A 26702-nucleotide genomic window follows, 5' to 3' on the forward strand; every position below is an offset into this window, starting at 1 on the left:
TGAGGCGGGCGGAGGATTGTTCTGGTCGGGTGGGTCAGGGGTGGGGCTCGTTCACCAAGGCATGGCGACGCCGCCGTTGGGGCGGAGGATCTGGCCCGTTGTGAAGGCTGCGGCGTCGGAGGCGAGGTGCAGGACGGCGTGCGCGACGTCCTCGGGTTCGCCGACGCGGCCGAGCGGGGTGATGCGGGTCATGAAGGCTTCGGCGCTGTGCTGGAGCGTGGCGTCGTGGCGATCGGTCATGGGCGTACGGACCCAGCCGGGGGCAACCGCGTTGACGCGGATGCCGTGCGGGCCCAGCTCGGTGGCGAGGGTCTTCGTGAGCTGGACGACCGCGGCCTTGGCCGCGCTGTAGCAGAGCAGGCCGGCGTTGGCGGAGTCGACGGCGCCCGAGGCGACGGTGATGATGCTGCCGGGGGGCCTTTCAGGGCAGCTTTCCGGGCCGTAGGCGGTGCCTGGGGCCGCCGCGAGCATGGTGCGGGCTGCTTCCTGGCAGGCGTACAGGACTCCTTTGAAGTTGACGGCGAGGACCCGGTCGAGGTCCTCGTCGGTGGTGTCCAGGACGCTGCTGGAGTGCATGATTCCGGCGGCGGCGACGAGGATGTCGACGCGCTCGGCGGTCGCCATGGCCTCCCGGAGGCGGGTGCGGTCGGTCACGTCGAGGGTGTGGGTGGCCGCGGTGCCGCCGGTCTTGGTGATCCGGCGGGCGGTCTCGGCCAGGCCCGCCTCGTCGCGGTCCGCGCAGTGGACGGTGGCGCCCGCTTCGGCGAGTAGTTCGGCGGTGGCGCGGCCTATGCCGCTCGCGGCGCCGGTGACGAATGCGGTGCGGCCGGTCAGGTCGTACGCCTGGAGTCGTACGGGGAGAGCCATGGCCCGACCGTACGATTTGATCTGACGGTGCGTCAATTGGTGGGACCCGACTGGCAGTTCGGGCACCAGTAGGTCGGCCGCTCGCGGGTTCCGTCGCCCTGGTCGGCCTTGCGGACCGGCGTCGCGCAGCGGAGGCAGGGGCGGGACTCGCGGCCGTAGACGTAGAGGCGGTCGGAGGTGCGGGTGGTGGAGGCGCGGTTGGTGGTTGAGGTGCGGGTGGTGGTTGAGGTGCGAGGGGTGGTTGTCGTGCGGCGGTCGGGACGGTCCTTGTTCGCGTCGAGCAGGCGGTGGGCGGTCGCGACCAGGCGGGCGGGGACGTCGGGGTCGAGAGCGCCGACCGGGAGCCAGGGGGTGACCCGGGCGAGGAAGCAGAGCTCGGACTTGTAGACGTTGCCGATGCCCGCGAGATTGCGCTGGTCGAGGAGCGCTTCGCCGAGGGGGCGGTCGGGGGCGGCGAGGAGATTGCGTACGGCTCGGCCCTGGAGCTCCGTGCCCCAGTCGGGGGAGAGGAGGTCGGGGCCGAGGTGTCCGACGGCGGTGGCTTCGTCGGCGGTACGGAGGAGTTCGAGGACGGGAAGGCGGTAGCCGACGGCGGTGGCGTCGGCGTTCTGGAGGATGGCGCGGATCTGGTGGGCGGGGCCGCCGCGCCAGGGCTCGCCGGGGGTGTAGATCTTCCAGGAGCCGTCCATGCGGAGGTGCGAGTGGAGGGTGAGGCCGCCCTCGATGCGGGTGAGGAGGTGCTTGCCGTACGAGGTGACGTCGAGGACCGTGCGGCCGGCCAGGTCGGCGGTGGCGAAGCGGGGGACGCGCAGGTCGGCGTGGGTGAGGGGGCGGCCGGCGAGGGCGGTGTGCAGGCGGTGGGCGGCTTGCCGGACGGTGTCTCCTTCGGGCATGTGTCCATGATGGGGGAAATGGGGTGGTGGGGGCGGGTGGTTCCCTTCGCGTCTCCCCTCCTTGCACCGTGGCCGCTGTGGGCAGGCGTTTCGCCACTGTGTGGGTGGGGGTGAGCGTGGGCCGGGGTGGGGGGGCGCGCTCCGCGTGGGGGGCCGCTCCCTCGGGGGAGGGCGGCCCCGCTGCCCATGGAGGCTGGGGGAGCGGGGGTGGAGGGGCGGCTCCGCTGCCCAAGGGTGGCTGGGTGCTGGGTGCTGGGTGCTGGGGGTGGGGGTGGGGGTGGGTGAGTTCGGGGGCTGGGGTGAGTGGGTTCAGGGGCGCATGCGGAGGCCCTTGGGGGTGGCGTGGAAGCCGGCTGATTCGAGGGTGCGGCCCAAGGGGGAGGTGAGGGCGGGTGTGTTGTTGATGCGCTCGACGGTGACCGTGCCGAGGGCCCCTGCGCGGGCCGACGCGGTGAGGGCGTCGGCTGCGGCGCGGAGGCGGTCGTCGGGGGCGTCCGGGGCGGTCGAGGCGTGAGAGGCGTAAGGGGTGTGCGGGGTGTGCGGGGTGTGCGCGGAGGGTGGGGTGGGGTCGGTGCCGGGGGAGTCCGGCAGGTCGGGGTGGGTTGGCCAGGCGAGGAGGGATTTGCCGCCGCGCTCCATGTAGAGGGTCAGTTCGCCGTCGACCAGCACGACCAGGGATCCGGCCTTGCGGCCCGGCTTGTGGGTCACCCCGGCCGGTGGCTCGGGCCAGGGCAGGGCTGCGCCGTACGCATTGGCGGGGTCGGCGGCGGCCAGGACGACGGCCCGGTTCGGTGCGTCGCCCTCGGCGCGGTCGCGGGCCGTCGCCGCCGCGCGGAGCCGGTCGACCGCGCCGTCCATCGCGAACTGGGCGGCGCCCAGGCCCTCGACGACGTAACCCCGCCGTGCCTGCCCGCTGTCCTCGAACGCGGCGAGGATCCGGTAGATCGCAGAGAAGCCGCCCTCCACCCCCTCGGCGGCGACCGCGCCGCGGGTGACGACACCATGCCGGTCGAGGAGGGTGCGGGCGAGGGCGTGGGCCCGGTGGGTGGGATCCGGTTCGGGCGCGGGCAGCAGCGACCAGCGGCCTGCGACCGTGGGCGGCCCGGTGCGGGAGACGGGGCGGGCGGCTCCGGTGAGCGAGCCGTAACGGCCGCGCGGGACGGTGCGTTTCGCGCGATGCGCGGTGGCGCCCGCCGTGCGCCCGGAACCGAGGACGGCGCGCAGCGGGGCGAGCGTGTCATTGGTGAGGCGGCCTGACCAGGCCAGGTCCCAGAGGGCGTCGGCCAGTTGGGGGTCCGTGGCGTCGGGGTGCGTGGTGGCGCGGATCTGGTCGGCGATCTGGCGGAAGAACAGGCCGTACCCACCGGAGAGGGAGGTGAGGACGGACTCGTGGAGCGCGGAGAGTTCGAGGGGATGAGGTGGTGGGAGGAGCAGTGGGGCGGTGTCGGCGAGGTGGAGGGAGACCCAGCCGTCCTTGCCCGGCAGGGCGCCCGCACCTGCCCACAACACCTCGCCGGTGGTGGTGAGTTCGTCGAGGAGGGCCGGGGTGTAGCCCGCGACGCGGGAGGGGAGCACGAGTTTTTCCAGGGCGGAGGCCGGGACGGCGGCGCCCTGCAGCTGTTCCACGGCGCGGACCAGGCCGTCGATGCCGCGCAGGCCGTTGCTGCCGTAGTGCTGCCACTGGGGGAGGAAGGTGGCGAGGGCTGCCGGTGCGACCGGTTCGAGCTCCTGGCGCAGTGCGGCCAGGGAACGGCGGCGCAGCCGGCGCAGGACCGTCGCGTCGCACCACTCCTGGCCGATGCCGGAGGGGTGGAACTCGCCCTGGACGACCCGGCCGCCCGCGGCCAGCCGGTGGAGGGCGCCGTCCGTGACCGCGGTGCCGAGGCCGAAGCGGGCGGCGGCGGTGGTGGACGTGAAGGGGCCGTGCGTGCGGGCGTACCGGGAGAGGAGGTCGCCCAGAGGGTCCTTGACGGGCTCGGTGAACGCCTCGGGGACACCCACCGGCAGTGCCGTGCCGAGCGCGTCGCGCAGCCGTCCCGCGTCCTCGATCGCCGCCCAGTGGTCCGTTCCGGCGATACGGACGCCGATGACGCGCCGTGCGTCGGCGAGGTCGGCGGGCCATCCGGGGTCCGCGCCGCGCTCGGCCAGCTCGGCCCCGGTGAGCGGCCCGAGGACGCGCAGCAGGTCGGCGACGCCCTCGGCGTCCTTGATACGGCGGTCCTCGGTCAGCCACTGGAGCTCCTGCTCCAGCTGGGTCAGGACGTCCGCGTCGAGCAGCTCGCGCAGCTCCGCCTGGCCGAGCAGCTCGGCGAGGAGGCGGGAGTCGAGCGAGAGCGCCGCGGCGCGCCGCTCAGCGAGGGGCGAGTCGCCCTCGTACAGGAACTGTGCGACGTAGCCGAAGAGGAGGGAGCGGGCGAAGGGGGACGGCTCGGGCGTGGTGACCTCGACGAGTCGGACACGGCGGGCCTCGATGTCGCCCATCAGCTCGGTCAGGCCCGGCACGTCGAAGACGTCCTGGAGGCACTCGCGGACCGCTTCGAGGACGATCGGGAACGAGCCGAACTCGGCTGCCACCTGCAGGAGTTGGGAGGCTCGCTGGCGCTGCTGCCAGAGCGGGGTGCGCTTGCCTGGGCTGCGGCGGGGGAGCAGCAGCGCGCGGGCGGCGCACTCCCGGAACCTGGCGGCGAACAGGGCTGAACCGCCGACCTGGTCGGTGACGATCTGCGCGACCTCGCCCTTGTCGAAGAGGGTGTCGGCGGCACTGATCGGGGCCTGGTCGCTGTCGTACTCGGTACCCAGGGGCTTCGCCGGGGCGTCCAGCGGGTCCAGGCCCATCAGGTCGAGCCCCAGCAGGTCCGCGTCCGGCAGGCGCAGCACGATGCCGTCGTCGGCATGCATCACCTGGGCGTCCATGCCGTACTTCTCGGAGAGCCTGGCACCGAGCGCCAGTGCCCACGGGGCGTGCACCTGCGCGCCGAAGGGGGAGTGCACGACGACCCGCCAGTCGCCCAGGTCGTCGCGGAACCGCTCGACGACGATCGTGCGGTCGTCCGGTACGTGACCGGCCGCGCGGCGCTGCTCGTCCAGGTAGGACAGGACGTTGTCGGTGGCCCAGTCGTCCAGGCCTGCGGCCCGGAGCCGGGCGCGGGCCTTGTCGGGCTTCAGATTGCCGATCTCGCGGAGGAACGCGCCGAGCGCCCGGCCCAGTTCGAGCGGGCGGCCCAGCTGGTCGCCCTTCCAGAAGGGGAGCCGGCCGGGCACGCCGGGAGCGGGTGAGACCAGGACCCGGTCGCGGGTGATGTCCTCGATGCGCCAGGACGTCGTACCCAGGGTGAAGACGTCGCCCGCACGGGACTCGTAGACCATCTCCTCGTCGAGCTCGCCGACCCGGCCGCCGCCCTTCTTCGGGTCGGACCCGGCCAGGAAGACGCCGAAGAGACCGCGGTCGGGGATGGTGCCGCCCGAGGTGACGGCGAGCCGCTGCGCTCCCGGCCGGCCCGTGACCGTACCGGCGATGCGGTCCCAGACGACGCGCGGGCGCAACTCGGCGAAGGCATCGGAGGGGTAGCGCCCGGCGAGCATGTCGAGGACGGCGGTGAAAGCCGACTCGGGCAGGGAGGCGAAGGGGGCCGCGCGGCGGGCGAGCGCGAGGAGGTCGTCGGCCTGCCACGTGTCCATGGCGACCATCGCGACGAGCTGCTGCGCCAGTACGTCGAGGGGGTTGGCCGGGACGCGCAGGGACTCGATGGAACCGCTGCGCATCCGCTCGGTGACCACGGCCGCCTGGACCAGGTCGCCCCGGTACTTGGGGAAGACGACGCCGGTGGACACCGCGCCCACCTGGTGTCCCGCGCGGCCCACGCGCTGGAGGCCGGAGGCTACCGAAGGCGGCGACTCGACCTGGATCACCAGGTCCACCGCGCCCATGTCGATGCCCAGTTCGAGGCTGGAGGTGGCGACGACGGCGGGCAGCCGGCCCGCTTTCAGATCCTCCTCGACGAGCGCGCGCTGCTCCTTGGAGACCGAGCCGTGGTGCGCCCTGGCCAGGAGGGGCGGGGCGCCCTGGGCGGCCCCGGACTGCCCCATCAGCTCGGCGGGGGAACCGCCCTCGGGGAGGGCCTCGCCGGTGGCTCTCTCGTACGCGATCTCGTTCAGCCGGTTGCACAGGCGCTCGGCGAGGCGGCGGGAGTTGACGAAGACGATCGTCGAACGGTGCGCCTGGACGAGGTCGGCGATCCGCTCCTCGACCTGCGGCCAGATGGACGGCTTGTCACCCTGGTCGTCGTCCCTGGCGGGGGAGCCGCCCAGCTCTCCCATGTCCTCGACGGGCACCACCACCGACAGGTCGAAGACCTTGCCGGACGGCGGCTGGACGATCTCGACCCTGCGCTGCGGGGACAGGAAGCGGGCCACCTCGTCGACCGGGCGGACCGTCGCGGACAGCCCGATCCGGCGGGCGGGCCGGGGGAGCAGCTCGTCCAGCCGCTCCAGCGACAGGGCGAGGTGCGCCCCGCGCTTGGTGCCCGCCACGGCATGCACCTCGTCCAGGATCACCGTCTCCACGCCCTCCAGGGCGTCGCGCGCGGAGGAGGTGAGCATCAGGAACAGCGACTCGGGGGTGGTGATCAGGATGTCCGGCGGCTTGGTCGCGATCGACCTGCGCTCGGCGGGCGGCGTGTCGCCGGAGCGGATGCCGACCCGGATGTCCGGCTCGGGGAGCCCCAGCCGCACGGACTCCTGGCGGATGCCGGTCAGCGGGCTGCGGAGGTTGCGCTCGACGTCTACCGCGAGGGCCTTCAGCGGCGAGATGTACAGCACTCGGCAGCGCTTCTTCGCGTCCGCGGGCGGAGGCGTGGACGCGAGCCTGTCGAGCGAGGCCAGGAAGGCAGCGAGCGTCTTGCCCGAGCCGGTCGGGGCGACGACCAGCACGTCCGAGCCCTCGCCGATGGCCCGCCAGGCGCCTTCCTGCGCCGCGGTGGGCGTACGGAAGGCTCCCGTGAACCAGCTGCTGGTCGCGGGGGAGAACGAGTCGAGCGCGGTCTTGGCCATGTCCCCTATCGTGCACCGAGCCACTGACAATGCCCGGTCCACACCGTGGACGCGCAGGTCAGGGGCCAGGTGAGCAGGCGCAGAATGGACGGATGGAGAAGGGATCGACGGCCACCGAGCGACCGGGCGAGTGGGCGCGGCACTGGCAGTACGCCGGGGTGCCGGGCCTCGACCTGCTGCGGGCCAGGTACGTGCGGCACGCCTTTCCGCGCCACAGCCACGAGGGGTTCGTTCTCGGGGCCGTGCGCCGGGGCATCGAGGACGTTCTGATGCCTGACGGCACGATCAGTGCCGTGCCCGGCAGCGTCGTCATGATCAACCCGGAGGTGCCGCACGCGGCCCACGCCGGCGTTCCGGAAGGCTGGTCGTACGCCACCCTCTACCCGTCGAAGGAACTGGTGGCCGGCGTCGCGGCCGAGACCACCACACTGCGCGGCACCGCGGGGTTCGCCGAGACGATCGTCCACGACCCGGACACCGCGCGGCTCGTCCACGAGGTGCACCTGGCGGCCGAGGCGGGCAACGCGCTCGCCGCCGACACGGTGTTCCGCGTCGCCATCGCCAGGATGCTGCGGCGCCACGGCCGCTCCCTGCCCGCCCGCGGACCCCTCCCCGCTGCTGCCCGCACCGCGGCGCTGGCCAGGGAGATCCTGGCCGAGCGGATGACGCGGCCGCCGTCGCTGGAGAGCCTTGCCCGGGAGCTCGGCACCAGCCCCTTCGCGTTGCTGCGTGCCTTCAAGGCGGCTTACGGCATGCCCCCGCACACCTGGCTGACCAGTGCGCGGGTACGCCGTGCCCAGCACCTCCTGAATGCCGGGACGGCGCCCGCGGAGGCCGCCCTCGCGGTCGGTTTCACCGACCAGCCGCACCTCAACAGGCACTTCACTCGCATCGTCGGGGTGCCCCCGGGGGCGTACCGCCGGGAGCGTGCAAGAACGTACAAGACCGGTGGACCGGCCCGGCATAGCGTCCCGGGCGTGGCAGATCAGACAGCATCCGCAGAATTTCAGGACATACGGACAACAGCGGCAACAGCGGCAGGGGTGGCTGGGGCGCCCGGGGCGACCGGGATGGCTGGAGCGTCCGGGGCGACCGGGGCCGAGCCCAAGACCGACGCGGCCGTCGTGCGGGACGCACTCGGCGTCGGCTTCGCCGTCGGACTCTCCGGCTTCGCCTTCGGAGTGACCTCGGCGGGCGCAGGGCTCACCCTCGCGCAGACCTGCGCGCTCAGCCTGCTGGTGTTCACCGGAGCCTCGCAGTTCGCACTCGTCGGTGCGCTCGCGGCCGGCGGAAACCCGCTCACCGCTGCCGCGGGGGCCTTCTTCCTCAGCGTGCGCAACACGTTCTACGGGCTGCGGCTCTCGCAGCTGCTCGCCCTTCCCCGCCTCGTACGCCCCTTTGCTGCGCAGGCGGTCATCGACGAGACGTCGGCCGTCGCACTCGCCCAGCCCACCCGGCGCAGTGCGCGCCTCGGCTTCACCGTCACCGCCCTCACGCTCTACGTGCTGTGGAACCTCACCACGCTGCTCGGCGCACTGGGGGCCGAAGCGATCGGCGACACCAACGGCTGGGGGCTGGACGCGGCGGCCCCCGCCGTCTTCCTCGCACTGCTCGCACCCATGCTGCGTACGACCGCGGAGCGCGCCGTCGCGGGCATCGCGGTCCTGCTGGGGCTGGGGCTGCTGCCGGTCCTGCCGGGCGGAGTGCCCGTCCTGGCGGCCGCCCTCGCCGCGCCCCTGGTGCTCTTCTTCCAGGGCCGCACCGACAGCCGTCGTGACCGGCGCAGCAGCCCGAAGGGAGAGGTCCGTTGAGCGTCTGGATCGCCATCTTCGCCACCGCAGTGGGCTGCTACCTCGTCAAACTGCTCGGACTGCTGGTCCCCGCGAACACTCTGGAACGCCCGCTCGTCCGGCATCTCGCGGCCCTGCTGCCCGTAGCACTGCTGGCCGCGCTCACCGCCCAGCAGACCTTCGCCACCGGGCAGGAACTGGTGCTGGATGCCCGAGCGGCGGGTCTCGCGGCAGCAGCGCTCGCGCTCCTCTTGAGGGCGCCGTTCCTGGTGGTCGTCGGCGCCGCTGTCGCCGTCACAGCGGGGGTGCGTGCGCTGGGCGGCTGACAGCGCCCACATAGTGGCTGCGGCGCGTCGGACGGCGTAAGCCCCGGACGGTGGCACCCCGGACGGTGGCACCCCCGGGAGGTGGCACCCCTGGCCGGCGGCGCGCGTCCGCCTCAGTCGATCTCCCTGCCGTACGCGCGCAGCGTCAGCAGCGCCTCGATGGTGACGAGGGGACGCGCCTCCAGCGCCGATCCCGGTGCCCACGCCCGCCACCGGAGCGGCCAGCCGCCGTCCTCCTGCTGCTCCGCCGCCAGGAAGTCCAGGGAGCGCGCCATCTCCTCGTCGGTGAACCAGCCGCGTGCCAGGGAGTCGGGCACGCGCGCGTAGTCGTACGCGAAGTGGTGCTCACCCGGTGCGTAGCCGGGCGCCACCGGCACCCCGTCGCGTCCGGCAGGGTCCAGCACCACCAGCCCCTGCTCGCGCGCCAGCCGGCCGAGCCGGTCCGCGGCGGCCTGGGCGCGGGAGCGGTCCGGGACGCCGTCCAGGAACGCGACGGCGGCCTGGATCTCGTACGGATGCGACGTCCTCAGGGATTCCACGGCGGCCCAGCAGAAGTCGGTGGCCCGGAACAGCCAGGCGTGCCACACCTCGTTGCGGTGCAGCAGCCCCACTACCGGACCCGTCGCCAGCAGCTCGCTCGGCGGATCGTCCAGGACGGGGACGAAGGGCGCGGCCGGATACCCGCGCTGCGAGGGATGCACGGCGGGCAGTGCGCCGTCCTTCGCCGACACCTCGGTCAGATAGCGGCAGATGCGCTCCACGCGCGTGCCGCCGCACCGGCCGATCGATTCCAGCACGCGCAGCGCGTGCGCCGTGTGCAGCGGCTGGCTCACCGGGCCCCGCAGATCGGGTTCCAGCGCGTGGCCAAAACCGCCGTCCTCGCCCAGGTACGCGGTGAGCGCGGTCTCGACCTGATCCGCGCCGCCGCCGAGGAAGTGGTACGCGAAACGCCGCTGCTCCAGGACCCGGGCGGTCAGCCAGACGAAGTGCTCGGCGCGGGCGAGGGGGGAAACTCCAATTCCAGCCATGTGCCGACGGTAGGGCGGATGGCGCGGGAGGCAAGGTGTGCGGACCGCTCTGCACTCTCAGGGGCGCGATACTGGTGTCATGCGGTTGACGATTTTCTGGGAGCGGATGGCGGCGCACTTCGGCGAGAGCTACGCCGACTCCTTCGCCCGCGACCATGTGATGTCCGAACTCGGCGGCCGTACGGTGTACGGGGCGCTCGACGCGGGCTGGGACGCGAAGAGCGTGTGGCACGCCGTGTGCGGCGCGATGGACGTCCCCCGGGACAGGCGCTGACACCCGGCCCCGTGAGCCGCCTCTATGAGGTGCTTGGTGAGTTACTCCCTGTGAGTTACCCGTTGTGAGTTGCTCCGTGAGCTGCCTCTATGAGGTGACACGGGTGCGTCGTTGTCGTACTCATGAGTGACACTTGGCCCCGTGGCCCCGACTGATGAGAGCGCCGAGGACGTGGCGAAAGCCCCGGATCCCGCGCAAGCCCAGGCAACCGACCGGCCGAGCGCCGCGCCCCCCGGGGCCGCGCCCACAGGACTGGCGCGCATGCCCCGCTGGCTGCCGCGCGCCATGGTGCTCGCCCTCGCCCTCTTCGCCTGCTACCAGCTCGGCTCCTGGGCGTTCCACCAGCTCATCGAGCTGCTCCTGAACATCGTGATCGCCTTCTTCCTCGCCCTCGCGGTGGAGCCGGCGGTAGGGCGGATGGCGGCCCGGGGGATGCGCCGCGGTCTCGCCACCTTCCTGGTCTTCTTCGGCGTGATGATCGCGGGCCTCGGCTTCGTCGTGATGCTGGGGTCGATGCTGGCCGGTCAGATCGTGGAGATGGTCGACGAGTTCCCCAAGTACCTGGACTCGGTGATCAATTGGATAAACCACACCTTCAACACCCAGCAGTCCAGGGTCGAGGTGCAGGACAGCCTGCTGCGCTCCGACTGGCTCCAGAAGTACGTACAGAACAGCGCGAGCGGCGTCCTGGACATCTCCACGACAGTGCTGGGCGGCCTGTTCAAACTGCTGACGATCTTTCTGTTCTCGTTCTACTTCGCCGCCGACGGGCCCCGGCTGCGCCGCGCACTGTGCTCCGTACTGCCGCCCGCCCGTCAGATGGAGGTGCTGCGCGCCTGGGAGATCGCCGTCGACAAGACCGGCGGCTACCTCTACTCGCGCGGCCTGATGGCCCTGGTCTCGGGCATCGCGCACTACGTCCTGCTGGTGATCCTCAGCGTGCCGTACGCGCCCGCGCTCGCGGTGTGGGTGGGCCTGATCTCGCAGTTCATCCCGACCATCGGCACGTACCTGGCGGGCGCGCTGCCGATGCTGATCGCCTTTACGGTGGACCCCTGGTACGCGCTGTGGGTGCTCGGTTTCGTGGTCGTCTACCAGCAGTTCGAGAACTACATCCTGCAGCCCAAGCTCACCGCCAAGACGGTCGACATCCACCCGGCCGTCGCTTTCGGCTCGGTCGTCGCGGGCACCGCGCTGATGGGCGCGATCGGCGCGCTCATCGCGATCCCGGCCGTCGCCACGCTCCAGGCGTTCCTGGGGGCGTACGTGAAGCGGTACGACGTGACCGACGACCCCCGGGTGCACGGCCACCGGAGCAGGCGGGCATCGGCGCTGGCCCGGATTCGGGTCACGCTGCGCCGCGGCCGCGGAGAGCAGCAGCCGCCTCAGTCCGTGCCGGGGGACGACGCCTGATCCTCTGAGAAGGCCGCGAGAGCACCGCCGGGAGGCCCGAGGGTCTCACTTGACAGCAAAATCGAACATCCATTCTCATTGGTGGTGCGGCCCTGTGGTCCCGGTGGTTCTCACGGGGTTATCCACAGGTCAGGGCGGCGCCGAGGCCGATTGTCAGTGGCAGGCGTTAGCGTCATTGACGTGAAGCGATCGACTCAAGCAAATCGGGTGGAACCCATGGCAGCAGGCACCGACCGCGAGAAGGCGCTGGACGCCGCTCTCGCACAGATTGAACGACAATTCGGCAAGGGCGCAGTGATGCGCCTGGGCGACCGGCCGAACGACCCCATCGAGGTCATCTCCACCGGGTCCACAGCCCTGGACATCGCCCTCGGCGTCGGCGGACTGCCGCGCGGCCGTGTGGTGGAGGTGTACGGACCGGAGTCCTCCGGCAAGACGACCCTGACACTGCACGCCGTGGCCAACGCGCAGAAGGCCGGCGGCACCGTCGCCTTCGTGGACGCGGAGCACGCGCTCGACCCCGAGTACGCCAAGGCACTCGGCGTCGACACGGACAACCTGATCCTCTCCCAGCCGGACACCGGTGAGCAGGCGCTGGAGATCGTGGACATGCTGGTCCGCTCCGGTGCCATCGACCTGATCGTCATCGACTCCGTGGCGGCGCTCGTGCCGCGTGCGGAGATCGAGGGCGAGATGGGCGATTCGCACGTCGGTCTCCAGGCCCGGCTGATGAGCCAGGCGCTGCGCAAGATCACTGGTGCGCTGCACCAGTCCCAGACCACCGCGATCTTCATCAACCAGCTTCGCGAGAAGATCGGTGTGATGTTCGGCTCGCCGGAGACCACGACCGGTGGCCGCGCGCTCAAGTTCTACGCATCGGTGCGCCTCGACATCCGCCGCATCGAGACCCTCAAGGACGGCACGGACGCGGTCGGCAACCGCACCCGCGTCAAGGTCGTCAAGAACAAGGTCGCGCCGCCCTTCAAGCAGGCCGAGTTCGACATCCTCTACGGCCAGGGCATCAGCCGCGAGGGCGGTCTGATCGACATGGGCGTGGAGCACGGCTTCGTCCGCAAGGCGGGCGCCTGGTACACGTACGAGGGCGACCAGCTCGGCCAGGGCAAGGAGAACGCCCGTAACTTCCTGAAGGACAACCCCGATCTCGCCGACGAGATCGAGAAGAAGATCAAGGAGAAGCTGGGCGTCGGCGTCAAGCCCAAGACGGATGCTCCCGAGGGCGAGCCCGGCGCGGACGCGGCGGGGGCCGCACCGGCCGCCGACGCGAAGTCCGTACCGGCTCCGGCGGCCAAGGCCAAGACGGCCAAGGCTGCGGCGGCCAAGAGCTAGTCCGTGACCCGGAGAACTGACTGGCCGGGCAGCACGGACGACGAGCACGGCGGGTACGGCGAGTCCACGGCCGGTGCCGCTCACGGAGACGGCGCCGGGCGCGGCGGCAGTGCGTGGCGTGACGGTCGTACGTGGCGTGAGAGTGGCGCCGGGCGCGCCGGCGGAGCGGGGGAGGCAGTGGAAGCAGGGGTGCCCGACGGGCCTCCCCGGCTCCCCTGGTCCGCCCGGGACGCCGAGGGGCCGGGGGAGGCCGAGGGGTTCGGGGAGTCCGGGAGGGGCCGCAGAGGCACCCGGGGTTCCCGGTCCTCGCGCGGCTCCAGGGGTGCAGGGGGCACCGGGGGCGCTGGGGACTCCCGGAGCTCCCGCGCTTCCGGGGACGGCGGGGGTCCTGGGGAGAAGCCGCCCCAGGACCCGGCGGAGCGGGCGCGGTCGATCTGTCTGCGCCTGCTCACCGGCACCCCCCGCACCCGCAAGCAGCTCGCGGACGCCCTGCACAAGCGGGACATCCCCGAGGACGTCTCGGACGAGGTGCTGTCCCGCTTCGAAGAAGTGGGTCTGATCAACGACGCGGTGTTCGCCGACGCCTGGGTCGAGTCCCGCCACCACAGCAAGGGGCTGGCCCGGCGGGCGCTCGCCCGTGAGCTGCGCACCAAGGGAGTGGAGCCGAGCCTGATCGACGAGGCCGTCGGGCAGCTCGACTCCGAGCAGGAGGAGGCGACCGCCCGCGAGCTCGTGGCCCGCAAGCTCCGCTCCACCCGGGGGCTGGAGCGGGACAAGCGTCTGCGCCGTCTCGCGGGGATGCTGGCCCGCAAGGGCTACCCGGAGGGCCTGGCTCTGCGGCTGGTCAGGCAGGCCCTGGAGGAAGAGGGCGAGGAGACGGACGGATTGGACTACGAGCCGTTCTGACCCTGGGCGGCGAGCCGTTCCGGACGGGGACTGCGAGCCGTTCAGGACCGGGGTCGCGAGCTGTTCCGGCCCGGAGCCGGGGGCTGCTCCGATCTGGGATCCGACCCAGGGCCGCGCGCCGCTCCGGCTCCCGGCGGAAGGTTGTAGTCCGTCGGGCCCCCTGCACCCAGGGGGCCCGCGGGGCATGCCCGTACCTCCTGCACCGTACTTACCGCCCGTCCCGTACGTACCTCCTGCCCCGTGCTTACTGCCCGTCCCGTACGTCCCTACTGCCTGTGCCTACCGCCCGTCCCGTACGGACACGACGGGCAGGCCCGCCGTCCGCCAGGCCTGGAATCCGCCGTCAAGGTCGGTGGCCCGGTGCAGCCCCAACTGCCGCAGGGACGCCGCCGCGAGACTCGACGCGTACCCCTCGTTGCAGATCACCACGACGTGCAGATCGTGCCCGGTGGCCTCCGCCGCCCGGTGGCTGCCGTGAGGATCGAGCCGCCACTCCAGTTCGTTGCGCTCCACCACCAGCGCACCCGGAATCAGCCCGTCCCGCTCGCGCAGGGCCGAGTACCGGATGTCCACCAGCAGTGCCCCCGAGGCCGCGGCGTCGTACGCCTCCCGCGGTCCGACCCGGTCGAGCCCTTCGCGCACTCGCTCCAGCAACTCGTCGATCCCCAGCGGAATCTGACGTTCACTCACCTGGTTCGGCTCACTCACTGCCACTCCTCCGGACGCTCCACCTGCTCCAGGCGCAGCACCGCGCCCGTACGGCTGTACCGCCGCATCAGCGGCAGTGGCGGGTAGTAGGCGTGCACCGAGATCGCGTGCGCCTCGTCCGACTCGTTGAGGACCTGGTGCACATGGTGTTCCCCGAAGGCGCGCCCCTGTCCGGGCTCCAACGTGCGTTCCCTGTCCACCCCGTCGGCCAGTTCCAGGGTCTTCCACCCCTCGGTGGGCAGCCGGGCGGCCAGGGACTGTTCGGTCAGGCCGCCCGCCGCCGTCGCGAAAGCGCCGTGCGAGCCACCGTGGTCGTGCCACCCGGTCCCGGCCCCCGGCGGCCAGCCGATCAGCCATGCCTCGCTGCCGCCGGGCCCGTCGAGACGTACCCACGTACGCCCCTCCGGATCGAGGGGAAGGGAGGCCACCAGAGCGGCGTCGGCCGCGGTGCGTCGTACGAAGCCGAGGAGTTCGGCGGGAGTGGGCGCCGTCCGAGAGGGAGCGGAGGCGTGGGCAGGGGTGCGTACGGGTGCGGGAAGAGACACGGGGAGACCGTCCTGAGAGGTTCGCGGGTACGCGCGGGCGCCCAAGGCCACAAACCCCTCGAAGCTTCAAAGAGCTTGAGGCTTCAAAGAGACCGAAGCCTCAAAGAGAGCGAGGCCTCAAAGAGGTTGAGGTGGCAGCACGCCGCGCGCGGAGAGATAAGGGGGCGAATCAACAGGACGGGCGACAGACACAGCCCGCGTAGCGGACCAGGTCCATATGGACCCTCCGCCACAGGCACACCACGGTGTCGCTCACGTTCCGGAGTACACCATGTGCGCCTGCGCCGGTCAATTGATGTCCGCGGTCCGATCGGTGGGCACGGGGGCGCCGGAAGCCTCGTCGAGCGCCCCGGCGGCCCCGGGAGCACCCCCGCGTGCCGCGTCGGCCGCCGCGTGCAGCTCCGCCGGATGCACTCCGTCGAAGGCCGCGACGAGGTGCCCGTCCGGGCGTACGAGCAGCACGGTGTGCGCCGTCGCCCCCGGGTAGCCCTCGGCGACGAGGAGCTCCGCCGGTACGGGCAGGGCGGTCACCGCCGCGGCCAGCCGGGGCATCACGCCCGCCGACATCCAGTGCCGCCGGTCCCACACCCCGGTGCCCGGCGCGACCAGGACCACCAGCAGGTGTCCCTGCCCCAGCCTGTCCCGCAGGTGTACGGCGGTGCCGTCCGGCGCGGTCACCCGGACGTCCTCGACGGGCGCACCACTCGCGGTGGCGACGTCGGCCTCCGTGTCCCCGTGCGGCGGGAAAGCGAGCGGGGAGTGCGTGTAGACGGGCGGGGCGCCCAGAGCGCCGCCGCCCAGATGGCCGTCCGCGAGCAGGCTGTCGTGGCTGCGCGCGGATCCCGGCAGGACCGTGCGCAGGCGCGCGGATCCCGGCAGGACCGTGCGCAGGCCGCTGCCGCCCCGCAGGATCGGCAGCACCTGGTCGGCCGCGCGCAGCCGGGCCGCGACAGCGGTGCGCCGCTCCGCCTCATAGCTGTCGAGCAGGGTCGTGGAAGCCTCGTGGTGGCAGGCGTGCGCCAGCTTCCACGCCAGGTTCTCGACGTCCCGCAGGCCCTCGTCGACGCCCTGGGTGCCGAGCGCGCCCAGCAGGTGCGCCGCGTCCCCGGCGAGGAACGACCGCCCCTCGCGCCAGCGTTGGGCCAGGCGGTGGTGGAGCGTGTACACGCCGGTGTCGATGAGTTCGTACGAGGGTGTCTCGCCGCACCAGCCGGCCAGGGTGTCGCGGATCCGGGACACCAGGGCGTCGGGGGTGACCAGGTCGCCGCGCGGCGGAAGCAGCCAGTCGAGGCGCCACACGCCGTCGGGGAGCGGGCGGGCCGTCACTTCGGGGCCGCCGACCTGCCAGGGTGGCTGACGGTGCAGCAAAGTGGTGCCGGGCCAGGGGAGTTCGGTGCGCAGGGCGGCGACGGCGTGCCGTTCGACGGCGGTGCGGCCCGCGAAGCGGATGCCGAGGAGTTTGCGGACCGTGGAGCGGGCGCCGTCGCAGCCGACCAGGTAACTGCCGCGCCAGTACAGGTATCCCGGCTCGCGGGTGTGCACGGTGACGCCCTTGGCGTCCTGCTCGATCGTGTCCACGCGCGCGAGCATCGCCAGCTCGATCAGGGGGTGCGCGACGGCGGCGTCGTACAGCCCCTGGGTGAGGGCGTGCTGCGGAAGGTGCAGGGGGGCCGGGAACTCGCTGTCGTCACCGAGCGTTAGTTCTCGTACGACCTGCTTGCGCCGCATCGACCGCCAACCGGACCAGAGCGCCCCCTCGGCCAGGGCGGCGGTGCAGCCGAGCCGTTCGACCAGGGCGGCGGTGTCCGGCCGCAGCACCACGGTCCTGGCCGTGCGCGGTTCCTGTGTGCCGTCGCCCTCGTCGAGGACGACAGAGGGGACTTGCTGTGCGGCGAGGGACAGGGCGAGCGCGAGCCCGACCGGTCCGGCGCCGACGACGATCACCGGGTCCACGACGCGGCCCCTCCGCCCCGTACGGACAAGCGGAGAGCTGCGCGAGAAGCCATGCGTGAGGCTGTGGAAAAACGGTGCTCGATCACAGAACGTATGCAACCCACTGCGGGTGCTTGCGTCAAGTGACGGAGGCAGCGGCGCGGGGCCGCTGCCTCATTAATCGTCAGTTTGCTGTGCGCGGGGGCTTCTTCGGCTGCTCCGGCGCGCAGCGGGTTCTGGCTGCTAGAGGTTCGCGCCTCCGCCTATCGCCCCGGGGACCGGTTCCTCCTTGGTCGGGGTGATGCCCGTCTTGGCGCGCCGCCCCCGCTTCTCGATCCAGGTGGCGAGTGCGGAGAGGAGCAGACACAGCGCGATGTACAGCAGACCGATCACGACGATCGTCGAGACGTACGGGTACATGCCGTTGACCAGGGTGTTGCTCGCGATCAGACGGGCGGTGTTCAGCAGCTCCGGGTAAAGGATCATGAAGCCGAGCGACGTGTCCTTCAGGGTCACCACCAGCTGGCTGATGATCGTCGGAAGCATCGCCCGGACCGCCTGCGGGATCAGCACGCTGACCATGACCTGCGTCTTGCTCATGCCGAGCGCGTACGCCGCCTCGCTCTGGCCGCGCGGCACCGAGTTGATGCCCGCGCGCAGCACCTCCGCCTGCACACAGCCGTTGTAGATGGACAGGCCGATGGCCAGTGCCCACAGCGGTACGTCGGAGAGGAACCCGGCCCACACGGCGTAGATCGTGATCAGCAGCGGGATCGAGCGGAAGAGCTCGATGAACCCGGTGGCCAGCCAGCTGATCGCCTTGTGGTCGGAGAGCCGGGCGACGGCCAGGATCACACCGAGGATCAGGGAGCCGACCGCCGCGAGCCCGAAGGCCTTGAGGGTGGCGACCAGGGCCTCGGCGATGTTCTGCCGGATGCCCGCGTAGTTGAAGATGTCCCACATCTCGGGGGCGAGGTGCCCCTTGTCCGCGAGACGGACGATGGCGACGCCGAGGAGACCCAGGATGGCTGCCGAACCGACGACCGTGTAGATGCGGTTGCGGATCTTGGCCTTGGGGCCGGGGGCGTCGTAGAGAACGCTGGCACTCATCGTGCGACCTCCATACGGTGCTCAAGGAGTCGGAAGAGGCCGCTGATGGCGAAGGTGACGATCAGATAGCCGAGGGCGACGAAGATGAAGATCGGCAGGATCGCGTAGCCGTCCTCGCTCAATGTCTTCTGCACACCGAAGAGTTCTGTGACGCCGAACGCACCTGCGATCGCCGAGTTCTTGGTGAGCGCGATGAAGATGCTGCTCAGCGGCGGCAGTACGGTCCGGGTGGCCTGCGGCAGGATGATCATCCGCAGCGTCTGGCCGAAGGTCATGCCGAGCGAACGGGCCGCCTCGGCCTGGCCGACGGGCACCGTGTTGATGCCGGAGCGGACCGCCTCACAGACGAACGAAGAGGTGTAGAAGCCGAGCGCGACGGCGCCGAGCAGGAAGGGGCTCATTCCCGGGAAGAAGATCTCCGGCACGACGAACGTGGTGACCAGGAAGAGCAGGGTGAGCGGGGTGTTGCGCAGGATCGTGACCCAGGCGGTGCCGAAGAACCTCAAGGGGGGCACGGGTGAGACCCGAAACCCCGCAATGATCAGCCCAAGGACCATGGCGATCACGCTGCTGACCGCGGTGATGAAGACGGTGCCTATGAAGCCTTCCCAGAACAAAGGCAGATGGTCGGTCAGTACGTTCATGAGGTCTCCGCGTCGGCGGTCAGCGGCTGGAGGGCAGGGGGAGCAGCGCCCCGTACGGTCCCAGCGGGTGTACGGGGCGCGTCAGTCGACCGGAAGGGGCAGCGGTCGACCGGCCGGAATCAGTACTTCTCGACGGCCGGCGGCTCGGCGAACGTGGAGCCGGACAGGCCCAGCGTCGCGTCGTAGATCTTCTTGTAGGTGCCGTCCTTGACGTGCTTGGTGAGCGACTCGTTGATCGCGTCGCGCAGCGCCTTGTCGTCCTTGTTCAGGCCGATGCCGTACAGCTCGTTGGTGAAGGGCTGGCCGGCGACCTTGAGCTTGGTCGAGTTCTGCGCCGCGTAACCCTTGAGGATCGCGTCGTCGGTGGTGACCGCGTCGACCTGGCTGCTCAGGAGCTGCTGCACGCAGTCCGAGTACTTGCCCAGCTCGACGACCGAGGCGCCGTACTCCGGCTTCTTGATCTCCTGGAGCGGGGTCGAGCCCTTGATGGAGCAGACCTTCTTGCCCTTGACGGTGGTCTTGTCCTTGATCGCCGTCTCGTCCTTGCGGATCAGGAGGTCCGCGCCGGCCTTGTAGTACGGGCCCGCGAAGCCGACCTGCTTCTTGCGCTTGTCGTTGATCGAGTACGTGCCGACGTAGTAGTCGACCTGACCCTGCGCGATGGTCGTCTCACGGAGGTCGGAGTTGACCGTCTTCCACTCGATCTGGTCGGGCGCGAAGCCCAGGTCGGCGGCGATCATCGTGGCGATCTCGATGTCGAAGCCGGAGCGGACCTTGGTCGACTGGTCCTCGAAGCCGAGGTACGGCTGGTCGGCCTTGGCGCCGATGACCAGCTTGCCGCGCGACTTGGCAGCCTTGAAGCCGGGGGAGCCGTCGAGCTTCACGTCCTTGGCGACCGTGTACTTCGGGGCCTTGGGCGCGTTGGCGCCGCCGGGGGCCTTGGCGCCGTCACCGGCCGAGCCCTCCTTGCCACCACAGGCGGTCGCGGTCAGGGCGAGCGCGGCGGCCATGGCTGCCACGGCGGCTGTTTTGCGGAGCTTCATGGTGAACATCCCTTACGTCGTTGTGTCGTTGGCCGGGATTCTCCGGCGGACGGGGAATCGGCACAACGGCCGACGGTCCGTCAGTGGTGAAGGATCTTCGACAGGAAGTCCTTGGCCCGGTCGCTACGAGGGTTGCTGAAGAACTGGTCCGGCGTGGCCTCTTCGACGATCTTCCCGTCCGCCATGAAGACGACCCGGTTCGCCGCCGAGCGCGCGAAGCCCATCTCGTGGGTGACGACCACCATGGTCATGCCGTCGCGGGCCAGCTGCTGCATGACCTCCAGGACCTCGTTGATCATCTCCGGGTCGAGCGCCGACGTGGGCTCGTCGAAGAGCATGACCTTCGGCTCCATGGCCAACGCCCGTGCGATGGCGACGCGTTGCTGCTGACCGCCGGAGAGCTGCGCGGGGTACTTGTCCGCCTGCGCGCCGACACCCACCCGGTCCAGCAGGGTGCGCGCCTTCGCCTCCGCGGTCTTCTTGTCCGTCCCCCGGACCTTGATCTGGCCCAGCGTGACGTTCTCAAGAATCGTCTTGTGGGCGAAGAGGTTGAACGACTGGAACACCATGCCGACGTCGGAGCGCAGGCGCGCCAGCTCCTTGCCCTCCTGGGGCAGGGGCTTCCCGTCGATGCGAATGGCGCCCGAGTCGATTGTCTCCAGGCGATTGATCGTGCGGCACAGCGTGGACTTCCCGGACCCGGAGGGCCCGATGACGACGACGACCTCGCCACGGGCGATGGTCAGGTCGATGTCCTGGAGCACATGCAGCGCGCCGAAGTGCTTGTTGACGTTGCTCAGCACGACCAGATCGCCTGACGCCGGTACTGCGTCCTGGGCGCCCTTGGTCACTGAAACTCCGCTCATCGGCTTTTGCTCCGTCCTCCTCGGTTGGGAGGACCCTAGTCACCCAGTGCGACCAGCGTCATTACATCTGAGCGGAAATTGAGCATAACGATCCGGCCTCAACCGGACACTCTGCGTGAACGGGGCACCGGGTGGGGATACCGGCTCCATAACGGAACAAGCCCGTGATGAGGAGGGTCTTGACGCAGAGTGTCCGCATCGGCGTGGATGCCATGAGGCCAACAACACGAAAGATGCGCAGGGGAGGGGGAAGACCATGAGACTGCTGCTCGTCGAGGACGACAACCACGTAGCCGCCGCTCTGTCCGCCGTCCTCTCCCGGCACGGCTTCCAGGTCGTCCACGCCCGCAACGGCGAAGAGGCGCTCCAGGCATTTCTCCCCGACGACCGCATCCCTCATGAGCAGGAGCCCTTCGGAGTCGTCCTGCTCGACCTCGGCCTGCCCGACCAGGACGGGTACGAGGTCTGCGGCAAGATCCGCAAGCGCACCAGCACACCGGTGATCATGGTGACCGCGCGGGCCGACGTCCGCTCCCGCATCCACGGACTGAACCTCGGTGCCGACGACTACGTGACCAAGCCCTACGACACCGGCGAACTCCTGGCCCGTATCCACGCGGTGAGCAGGCGCACGGTCACCGGGGAAGCACCTGGCGCCTCCGGTGACACGGCGGTACGTCTCGGTCCCGTGCGCATCGAACTCCCCACTCGCAGGGTCAGTGTCGACGGGACGGCGGTCCAGCTGACCCGCAAGGAGTTCGACCTGCTCGCGCTCCTCGCCCAGCGTCCCGGCGTCGTCTTCCGTCGGGAGCAGATCATCAGCGAGGTGTGGCGCACGAGTTGGGAGGGCACCGGGCGCACGCTGGAGGTCCATGTGGCGTCCCTGCGCTCCAAACTGCGGATGCCGACCCTGATCGAGACGGTGCGGGGCGTCGGCTACCGGTTGGTCGCCCCGGAGCCACTGGACGGTGCTCCTGGTGCGCCTGCCGCTCCGGGCGCCCCTGCGGCTCCTGACGTCCCGGGTGCCCCTTCTGCTCCTGGCGGCCCGGGCGCCCCCGACGCACCCCGGGCCACGTAACTCCCCGTGCGCACCCGCCTCCTCCCGCTCCTCATCATCCTGCTCGCGGGCATGCTGATCGCCTTCGGCTTCCCGCTCGCCGTACGGATGGCCGCGGCGCAGCAGCAGCAGGTGGTGATCGACCGGATCGACGACACCGCGCGCTTCGCCGCCCTCGCCCAGTTCGTCACCGAGCGCACCGCGGTCAAGGACGAACGACAGGGCACCCTGGAGACCGAACTCGGCCGCTACCAGGAGGTGTACGGCATCCGGGTCGGCGTCTACTACCGCGACGGCGACGTCATGGCGGCCGCCCCCGCCGACTGGACCGTGCAGGCGGCCGGAGACCGCGGCAGGGACGCCTTCCAGGAGGCCCTCGCCGGGCGGCGCAGCCACGACCCGCCCCAGGTCTGGCCCTGGCAGGACCACACACTGGTGGTGGCCTCGCCGGTGGTACGGGACGGCGACGTGGTCGCGGTGGTGGTCACCGACTCGCCCACCGGGCAGCTGCGTTCCCGCATCCTGCACGACTGGCTGCTGATCGCGGCGGGCGAGTTCGCGGCCCTGTTCGTGGCGATCGGCGCGGCCTTCCGGCTCACGGGATGGGTGCTCCGGCCGGTCCGCGTCCTGGACGCAGCCACGCACGACATAGCGACCGGCCGGATGAACTCACGGGTCGCGCCCGCCGGCGGCCCGCCGGAACTCCGCCGTCTCGCCCGCTCGTTCAACGAGATGGCGGACAACGTCGAGGACGTGCTGGAGCAGCAGCGCGCCTTCGTCGCCGACGCCTCGCACCAACTGCGCAACCCGCTCTCCGCCCTGCTCCTGCGCATCGAACTGCTCGCCCTCGAACTCCCCGAAGGCAACGAGGAGATCGCCTCCGTGCGCACCGAGGGCAAGCGCCTGGCCCGGGTCCTCGACGACCTCCTCGACCTGGCGCAGGCCGAACACGCCCCGGCGGACCTCCGGCTGGTCGACCTGGGCGAGATGGCTACGGAACGGGTGGCCGCCTGGTCCCCGCTCGCCGACGACAAGGGCGTACGCCTGCTGCGCAGCGGGCCCGCGGCCGTCACCGCGTGGGCCGACCCGGTGGCGCTCTCCAGCGCGCTCGACGCGGTGGTCGACAACGCACTGAAGTTCACGCCCGCCGGCGAGCAGGTGACGGTCACCGTCGAGTCCCAGAGGGACACCTGCACGGTCGTGGTCGCCGATGGCGGACCCGGCCTGACCGAGGACGAACTGGCCCGCGTCGGCGACCGGTTCTGGCGCAGCAACCGCCACCAGAACGTCAAGGGATCCGGCCTCGGCCTGTCCATCTCCCGCGCCCTGCTCCTCGCGGGCCGCGGCACGCTCGCCTATGGGGCGAACGAACCCCACGGGCTGCGCGTGACGGTCACCGTCCCGCGCACCGAGCCGTGACCGTGCGCCCGGCCGGCCCCTGCCGTCACGGCTTCGCCGACCGGTAGTAGCGCGCCGCGCCCTCGTGCAGCGGCAGCGGGTCCGTGTAGATCGCGGTGCGCAGGTCCACCAACTGCGCGGCGTGCACCTGCCGCCCGATCCGGTCCCGGCTGGCGATCACCGTCCGGGTGAACCGGTCCGTCAGCTCCCGATCCGTACGGTCCGTGGTCACCAGCAGGTTGGCCACCGCCACCGTGGGTACGGCCGCCTTGTTGCGCACCTTTTCGTAGGCGTCGGCAGGCATCACGGCCGACCGGTAGTAGCGCGTGATGTCGCCGGGCTTCTGCAACGCCTCCACCAGTTCGGGACCGAGCGGGACCAGCCGTACCGCCATCCGCTCCGAGAGGTCGCGGACGGCACTGGTGGGCAGCCCGCCCGACCAGAAAAAGGCGTCGATGCCGTGGGTCTCCAGCTGCCCCGGCATCGTGTCGATCCCTATCGACACCGGCTTCACGTCGCGCTCGGGGTCCAGCCCGGCCGCCGACAGCAGCCGGTTCGACAGCAGCCGCACCCCGGACCCCTCCTGTCCCACGGCGACCCGCTTGTCACGCAGATCGGCGACGGTACGGATCTTCGATTCGGCCGGCACCACCAGCTGCACGTAGTCGTCGTACAGGCGGGCGCAGCCGCGCAGCCGGCCCGCGACCTCCGGGTGGTCCCGCTGGTACTTCGCGACGGCGTCGGCGGTCGCGATCGTGAAGTCCGCCTTGCCGGCGATGACCCGTGCCAGGTTCTGCTGCGAGCCCTCGCTGGTGAGCAGTGCGACACCGACCTCCGGCATGTCCCGGCGCAGCGCTTCCTCGAGCAGCACCCCGTACCGCTGGTACACACCGGTCCGCACGCCCGTGCTGAACGTGATCTGCCCCGTCGGCGACGGGGCACCGGACGGCAGCAGCCACCACAGCAGCAGTCCGCACACCGCCAGCGCGGCGACCACCCCCTGAAGGGCACGGCGGCGTCCGATACGGGCAAGGAGGGTGGGCATGCCCACGATCCTGCCAGCTCACCGGCCCCGCCGACCAGAGGAATCCGGGAGCGGACACCGCGCGACGTCCCGGACGCCGCGGGCCCCGTACCCTGGTGGGCGAGATGAGCGAGAAGACATACGAGGTGCGCACTTACGGGTGCCAGATGAACGTCCACGACTCCGAGCGCCTGTCGGGCCTCCTGGAGGGCGCGGGATACGTCCGTGCGCCCGAAGGGGCCGACGGTGACGCCGACGTCGTCGTCTTCAACACGTGCGCGGTCCGGGAGAACGCCGACAACAAGCTGTACGGCAATCTCGGGCGGCTCGCGCCGATGAAGACGAAGCGGCCCGGCATGCAGATCGCCGTCGGCGGCTGCCTGGCGCAGAAGGACCGCGACACCATTACCAAGCGGGCTCCCTGGGTCGACGTGGTCTTTGGCACGCACAACATCGGCAAGCTGCCGGTGCTGCTGGAGCGGGCCCGCGTCCAGGAAGAGGCGCAGGTCGAGATCGCCGAGTCGCTGGAGGCGTTCCCCTCGACGCTGCCCACGCGCCGCGAGAGCGCCTACGCCGCCTGGGTCTCCATCTCCGTGGGCTGCAACAACACCTGCACCTTCTGCATCGTGCCCGCACTGCGCGGCAAGGAGAAGGACCGCAGGACCGGCGACATCCTCGCCGAGATCGAGGCCCTGGTCGACGAGGGCGTCTCCGAGATCACCCTGCTCGGGCAGAACGTCAACGCGTACGGCTCCGACATCGGTGACCGCGAGGCCTTCAGCAAGCTGCTGCGCGCCTGCGGGAAGATCGAAGGACTGGAGCGGGTCCGTTTCACCTCGCCGCACCCGCGCGACTTCACCGACGACGTGATCGCCGCGATGGCCGAGACGCCGAACGTGATGCCGCAGCTGCACATGCCGCTCCAGTCCGGCTCGGACACGGTCCTCAAGGCGATGCGCCGCTCCTACCGGCAGGACCGCTTCCTCGGGATCATCGAGAAGGTGCGCGCCGCGATGCCGGACGCCGCCATCTCCACCGACATCATCGTGGGCTTCCCCGGAGAGACCGAGGAGGACTTCGAGCAGACGATGCACACGGTCCGCGAGGCCCGCTTCGCCAACGCCTTCACCTTCCAGTACTCCATCCGCCCCGGCACCCCCGCGGCCACCATGGAGAACCAGATCCCCAAGGAGGTTGTCCAGGAGCGCTACATGCGGCTGGTCGCCCTTCAGGAGGAGATCTCCTGGGAGGAGAACAAGAAGCAGGTCGGCCGCACCCTGGAGGTCATGGTCGCCGAGGGCGAGGGGCGCAAGGACGGTGCCACGCTCCGGCTGTCCGGCCGTGCCCCCGACAACCGGCTCGTCCACTTCACCAAGCCGGAGCAGGACGTGCGCCCCGGTGACGTGGTGACGGTCGAGATCACCTACGCCGCGCCGCACCACCTGCTCGCCGAGGGCGAGACGCAGGCCGTTCGCCGCACCCGTGCCGGCGACGCCTGGGAGAAGCGCAACGCCGAACCGCAGCAGGGCCCCGGCGTCATGCTGGGCCTGCCGAAGATCGGCGTACCGGAACCGCTGCCGGCTGCCACGGGCGGCTGCAGCGTCGGCTGACACCTCCGCTCTCCGACGGGGGCCGGGCGGCCCCGCGTTAGGCTGCCGGACATGCTCGTAGCCGCCGCCGTATGCCCCTGTCCGCCGCTGCTCGTCCCCGAGGTCGCCGCAGGTGCCGCGGCCGAACTCGATGCCGTACGGGAAGCCTGCGCCGACGCGCTGGGTGTGCTCGCCGCGTCCAGGCCCGACCTGCTGGTCGTGATCGGCCCCGCCGGGCAGGACGGCAGGGGCACGCACCCGCAGGGCGCCAGGGGGAGCTTCGCGGGCTTCGGCGTGGACCTCGAAGTCCGGCTCGGTGCCGAGACCGGTACCGGCCCCGGTGCCGACGGGGCCGCCCAGGAGCGCACGCTTCCCGTCTCCCTCTCCGTCGCCGCCTGGCTCCTCGGCCGTACGGACTGGGCGGGCGCCCCCGTGGAGGGGCTCGGCGGAGAGCCCCTGGCCGCGGCCCGATGCGCGGAAGCGGGCCGCGAGATCGCCAAGAGGGCGGACCGGGTGGCCCTCCTGGTGATGGGCGACGGCAGCGCCTGCCGCACCCTCAAGGCACCCGGCTACCTCGACGAGCGCGCCGAGGGCTTCGACGCCGCCGCGGTCCGGGCGCTGGGCACCGCCGACACCGCAGCCCTGCTCGCGCTGGACGAGGACCTGGCGTACGCGCTGAAGGCCGCCGGCCGCGCCCCCTGGCAGGTGCTTGCGGGAGCCGGGGAGGGGACGGGCCTGGGCGGGCAACTGCTGTACGAGGGTGCTCCGTACGGCGTGGGGTACTTCGTCGCCGCCTGGTCCTGAAGGCCCCGGAAAGGGGCCCTGTAGGCCCCGGAAAGGGCCCCTGTAGGCCCTGCAACGGGCCCACCGGCCCTGGGAAAGGGACCGGAATT

The 26702-nt window shown here is 71.3% G+C and carries 22 protein-coding genes and 2 pseudogenes; 11 read left to right on the forward strand and 13 right to left on the reverse strand.

Going from position 1 to position 26702, the window contains the following annotated elements; genetic code table 11:
• Window positions 1-51: 51 nt before the first annotated feature.
• The 3 genes from AB0D18_RS38635 to AB0D18_RS38645 form a co-directional block, all read right to left on the reverse strand.
• Entirely contained in the window at window positions 52-867 is an 816-nt protein-coding gene (locus AB0D18_RS38635; RefSeq protein WP_362430046.1) for an SDR family oxidoreductase, read from the reverse strand.
• 32 nt (window positions 868-899) lie between these two features.
• Window positions 900-1760 (reverse strand): DNA-formamidopyrimidine glycosylase family protein, encoded by an 861-nt coding sequence (locus AB0D18_RS38640; RefSeq protein ID WP_362430049.1) that lies wholly within the window; start codon window positions 1758-1760, stop codon window positions 900-902.
• A gap of 309 nt (window positions 1761-2069) precedes the next feature.
• Window positions 2070-6809 carry a DEAD/DEAH box helicase gene (locus tag AB0D18_RS38645; protein WP_362430052.1) on the reverse strand — a complete coding sequence of 1580 codons (4740 nt, stop codon included), beginning with the start codon at window positions 6807-6809 and terminating at the stop codon, window positions 2070-2072.
• A gap of 92 nt (window positions 6810-6901) precedes the next feature.
• Here AB0D18_RS38645 and AB0D18_RS38650 point away from each other — a divergent pair.
• From AB0D18_RS38650 to AB0D18_RS38660, 3 genes and pseudogenes are all read left to right on the forward strand, one after another.
• Window positions 6902-7762: pseudogene (locus tag AB0D18_RS38650) on the forward strand (AraC family transcriptional regulator); the annotation flags it as partial.
• Between the two features lie 117 nt (window positions 7763-7879).
• On the forward strand, window positions 7880-8620 hold the full coding sequence (locus AB0D18_RS38655) for an AzlC family ABC transporter permease (protein WP_362430125.1): 741 nt from the start codon (window positions 7880-7882) through the stop codon (window positions 8618-8620).
• The gene (locus AB0D18_RS38660; protein ID WP_362430055.1) at window positions 8617-8925 is read left to right on the forward strand and encodes an AzlD domain-containing protein; all 309 of its coding nucleotides are present in this window, start codon (window positions 8617-8619) and stop codon (window positions 8923-8925) included. Before AB0D18_RS38655 ends, AB0D18_RS38660 begins: the two co-directional genes overlap by 4 nt.
• Window positions 8926-9038: 113 nt before the next feature.
• Here AB0D18_RS38660 and AB0D18_RS38665 read toward each other — a convergent pair whose 3' ends face one another.
• Complete coding sequence (locus tag AB0D18_RS38665; protein ID WP_362430057.1) at window positions 9039-9953, reverse strand: hypothetical protein; 915 nt, start codon at window positions 9951-9953, stop codon at window positions 9039-9041.
• 79 nt (window positions 9954-10032) lie between these two features.
• On the opposite strand from AB0D18_RS38665, the gene AB0D18_RS38670 reads away from it, so the two are divergent.
• From AB0D18_RS38670 to recX, 4 genes are all read left to right on the forward strand, one after another.
• Window positions 10033-10227 (forward strand): DUF3046 domain-containing protein, encoded by a 195-nt coding sequence (locus AB0D18_RS38670; protein ID WP_362430060.1) that lies wholly within the window; start codon window positions 10033-10035, stop codon window positions 10225-10227.
• Window positions 10228-10488: 261 nt separating this feature from the next.
• Complete coding sequence (locus AB0D18_RS38675; protein ID WP_362430128.1) at window positions 10489-11640, forward strand: AI-2E family transporter; 1152 nt, start codon at window positions 10489-10491, stop codon at window positions 11638-11640.
• Window positions 11641-11856: 216 nt separating this feature from the next.
• On the forward strand, window positions 11857-12987 hold the full coding sequence (gene recA, locus AB0D18_RS38680; RefSeq protein WP_362430063.1) for a recombinase RecA: 1131 nt from the start codon (window positions 11857-11859) through the stop codon (window positions 12985-12987).
• Between the two features lie 3 nt (window positions 12988-12990).
• Complete coding sequence (recX, locus tag AB0D18_RS38685) at window positions 12991-13893, forward strand: recombination regulator RecX (protein ID WP_362430066.1); 903 nt, start codon at window positions 12991-12993, stop codon at window positions 13891-13893.
• A gap of 279 nt (window positions 13894-14172) precedes the next feature.
• Here recX and AB0D18_RS38690 read toward each other — a convergent pair whose 3' ends face one another.
• From AB0D18_RS38690 to AB0D18_RS38725, 8 genes are all read right to left on the reverse strand, one after another.
• Window positions 14173-14601, reverse strand: coding sequence for a rhodanese-like domain-containing protein (locus tag AB0D18_RS38690; RefSeq protein WP_362430069.1), 429 nt, complete (start codon window positions 14599-14601; stop codon window positions 14173-14175).
• Window positions 14598-15146 (reverse strand): cysteine dioxygenase, encoded by a 549-nt coding sequence (locus AB0D18_RS38695; protein WP_362430072.1) that lies wholly within the window; start codon window positions 15144-15146, stop codon window positions 14598-14600. The genes AB0D18_RS38690 and AB0D18_RS38695 overlap by 4 nt, the downstream gene beginning before the upstream one ends.
• A gap of 169 nt (window positions 15147-15315) precedes the next feature.
• Window positions 15316-15402 carry a putative leader peptide gene (locus AB0D18_RS38700; protein ID WP_362430131.1) on the reverse strand — a complete coding sequence of 29 codons (87 nt, stop codon included), beginning with the start codon at window positions 15400-15402 and terminating at the stop codon, window positions 15316-15318.
• Between the two features lie 32 nt (window positions 15403-15434).
• Complete coding sequence (locus tag AB0D18_RS38705) at window positions 15435-17099, reverse strand: FAD-dependent monooxygenase (RefSeq protein WP_362430075.1); 1665 nt, start codon at window positions 17097-17099, stop codon at window positions 15435-15437.
• A gap of 222 nt (window positions 17100-17321) precedes the next feature.
• Window positions 17322-18188 (reverse strand): amino acid ABC transporter permease, encoded by an 867-nt coding sequence (locus tag AB0D18_RS38710; RefSeq protein ID WP_362430078.1) that lies wholly within the window; start codon window positions 18186-18188, stop codon window positions 17322-17324.
• Entirely contained in the window at window positions 18185-18832 is a 648-nt protein-coding gene (locus AB0D18_RS38715) for an amino acid ABC transporter permease (protein ID WP_362430081.1), read from the reverse strand. Before AB0D18_RS38715 ends, AB0D18_RS38710 begins: the two co-directional genes overlap by 4 nt.
• Window positions 18833-18951: 119 nt before the next feature.
• Entirely contained in the window at window positions 18952-19875 is a 924-nt protein-coding gene (locus AB0D18_RS38720; RefSeq protein ID WP_362430084.1) for a glutamate ABC transporter substrate-binding protein, read from the reverse strand.
• An 80-nt stretch (window positions 19876-19955) separates the two neighbouring features.
• On the reverse strand, window positions 19956-20741 hold the full coding sequence (locus AB0D18_RS38725; protein WP_362430087.1) for an amino acid ABC transporter ATP-binding protein: 786 nt from the start codon (window positions 20739-20741) through the stop codon (window positions 19956-19958).
• A 256-nt stretch (window positions 20742-20997) separates the two neighbouring features.
• Between AB0D18_RS38725 and AB0D18_RS38730 the strand changes: the two are divergent.
• Together AB0D18_RS38730 and AB0D18_RS38735 are read left to right on the forward strand one after the other, a co-directional pair.
• Window positions 20998-21696 (forward strand): annotated as a pseudogene (locus AB0D18_RS38730) (response regulator transcription factor); the annotation flags it as partial.
• Window positions 21697-21825: 129 nt separating this feature from the next.
• Window positions 21826-23217, forward strand: coding sequence for an ATP-binding protein (locus AB0D18_RS38735; protein WP_362430090.1), 1392 nt, complete (start codon window positions 21826-21828; stop codon window positions 23215-23217).
• A 25-nt stretch (window positions 23218-23242) separates the two neighbouring features.
• Here AB0D18_RS38735 and AB0D18_RS38740 read toward each other — a convergent pair whose 3' ends face one another.
• A complete protein-coding gene (locus tag AB0D18_RS38740) occupies window positions 23243-24241 on the reverse strand; it encodes a TAXI family TRAP transporter solute-binding subunit (protein ID WP_362430093.1) in 999 nt (332 codons plus the stop codon).
• 104 nt (window positions 24242-24345) lie between these two features.
• On the opposite strand from AB0D18_RS38740, the gene miaB reads away from it, so the two are divergent.
• A complete protein-coding gene (miaB, locus tag AB0D18_RS38745) occupies window positions 24346-25830 on the forward strand; it encodes a tRNA (N6-isopentenyl adenosine(37)-C2)-methylthiotransferase MiaB (RefSeq protein ID WP_362430096.1) in 1485 nt (494 codons plus the stop codon).
• A gap of 51 nt (window positions 25831-25881) precedes the next feature.
• Entirely contained in the window at window positions 25882-26613 is a 732-nt protein-coding gene (locus tag AB0D18_RS38750; protein ID WP_362430099.1) for a class III extradiol dioxygenase subunit B-like domain-containing protein, read from the forward strand.
• The last annotated feature ends 89 nt before the right edge of the window (window positions 26614-26702 follow it).

The sequence above is a fragment of the Streptomyces sp. NPDC048442 genome (genome assembly GCF_040651475.1).
Classification (GTDB): domain Bacteria; phylum Actinomycetota; class Actinomycetes; order Streptomycetales; family Streptomycetaceae; genus Streptomyces.

What these genes read in the sequence shown, in the direction of transcription:
- AB0D18_RS38675 (WP_362430128.1), top strand. Translation starts at nt 10,489, where the DNA reads ATGCCCCGCTGGCTGCCGCGCGCCATGGTGCTCGCCCTCGCCCTCTTC.
- AB0D18_RS38655 (WP_362430125.1), top strand. Translation starts at nt 7,880, where the DNA reads ATGGCTGGAGCGTCCGGGGCGACCGGGGCCGAGCCCAAGACCGACGCG.
- AB0D18_RS38710 (WP_362430078.1), bottom strand. Translation starts at nt 18,188, where the DNA reads ATGAGTGCCAGCGTTCTCTACGACGCCCCCGGCCCCAAGGCCAAGATC.
- AB0D18_RS38670 (WP_362430060.1), top strand. Translation starts at nt 10,033, where the DNA reads ATGCGGTTGACGATTTTCTGGGAGCGGATGGCGGCGCACTTCGGCGAG.
- AB0D18_RS38715 (WP_362430081.1), bottom strand. Translation starts at nt 18,832, where the DNA reads ATGAACGTACTGACCGACCATCTGCCTTTGTTCTGGGAAGGCTTCATA.
- recA (WP_362430063.1), top strand. Translation starts at nt 11,857, where the DNA reads ATGGCAGCAGGCACCGACCGCGAGAAGGCGCTGGACGCCGCTCTCGCA.
- AB0D18_RS38720 (WP_362430084.1), bottom strand. Translation starts at nt 19,875, where the DNA reads ATGAAGCTCCGCAAAACAGCCGCCGTGGCAGCCATGGCCGCCGCGCTC.
- AB0D18_RS38645 (WP_362430052.1), bottom strand. Translation starts at nt 6,809, where the DNA reads ATGGCCAAGACCGCGCTCGACTCGTTCTCCCCCGCGACCAGCAGCTGG.
- AB0D18_RS38725 (WP_362430087.1), bottom strand. Translation starts at nt 20,741, where the DNA reads ATGAGCGGAGTTTCAGTGACCAAGGGCGCCCAGGACGCAGTACCGGCG.
- AB0D18_RS38665 (WP_362430057.1), bottom strand. Translation starts at nt 9,953, where the DNA reads ATGGCTGGAATTGGAGTTTCCCCCCTCGCCCGCGCCGAGCACTTCGTC.
- miaB (WP_362430096.1), top strand. Translation starts at nt 24,346, where the DNA reads ATGAGCGAGAAGACATACGAGGTGCGCACTTACGGGTGCCAGATGAAC.
- AB0D18_RS38635 (WP_362430046.1), bottom strand. Translation starts at nt 867, where the DNA reads ATGGCTCTCCCCGTACGACTCCAGGCGTACGACCTGACCGGCCGCACC.
- AB0D18_RS38750 (WP_362430099.1), top strand. Translation starts at nt 25,882, where the DNA reads ATGCTCGTAGCCGCCGCCGTATGCCCCTGTCCGCCGCTGCTCGTCCCC.
- AB0D18_RS38740 (WP_362430093.1), bottom strand. Translation starts at nt 24,241, where the DNA reads ATGCCCACCCTCCTTGCCCGTATCGGACGCCGCCGTGCCCTTCAGGGG.
- AB0D18_RS38640 (WP_362430049.1), bottom strand. Translation starts at nt 1,760, where the DNA reads ATGCCCGAAGGAGACACCGTCCGGCAAGCCGCCCACCGCCTGCACACC.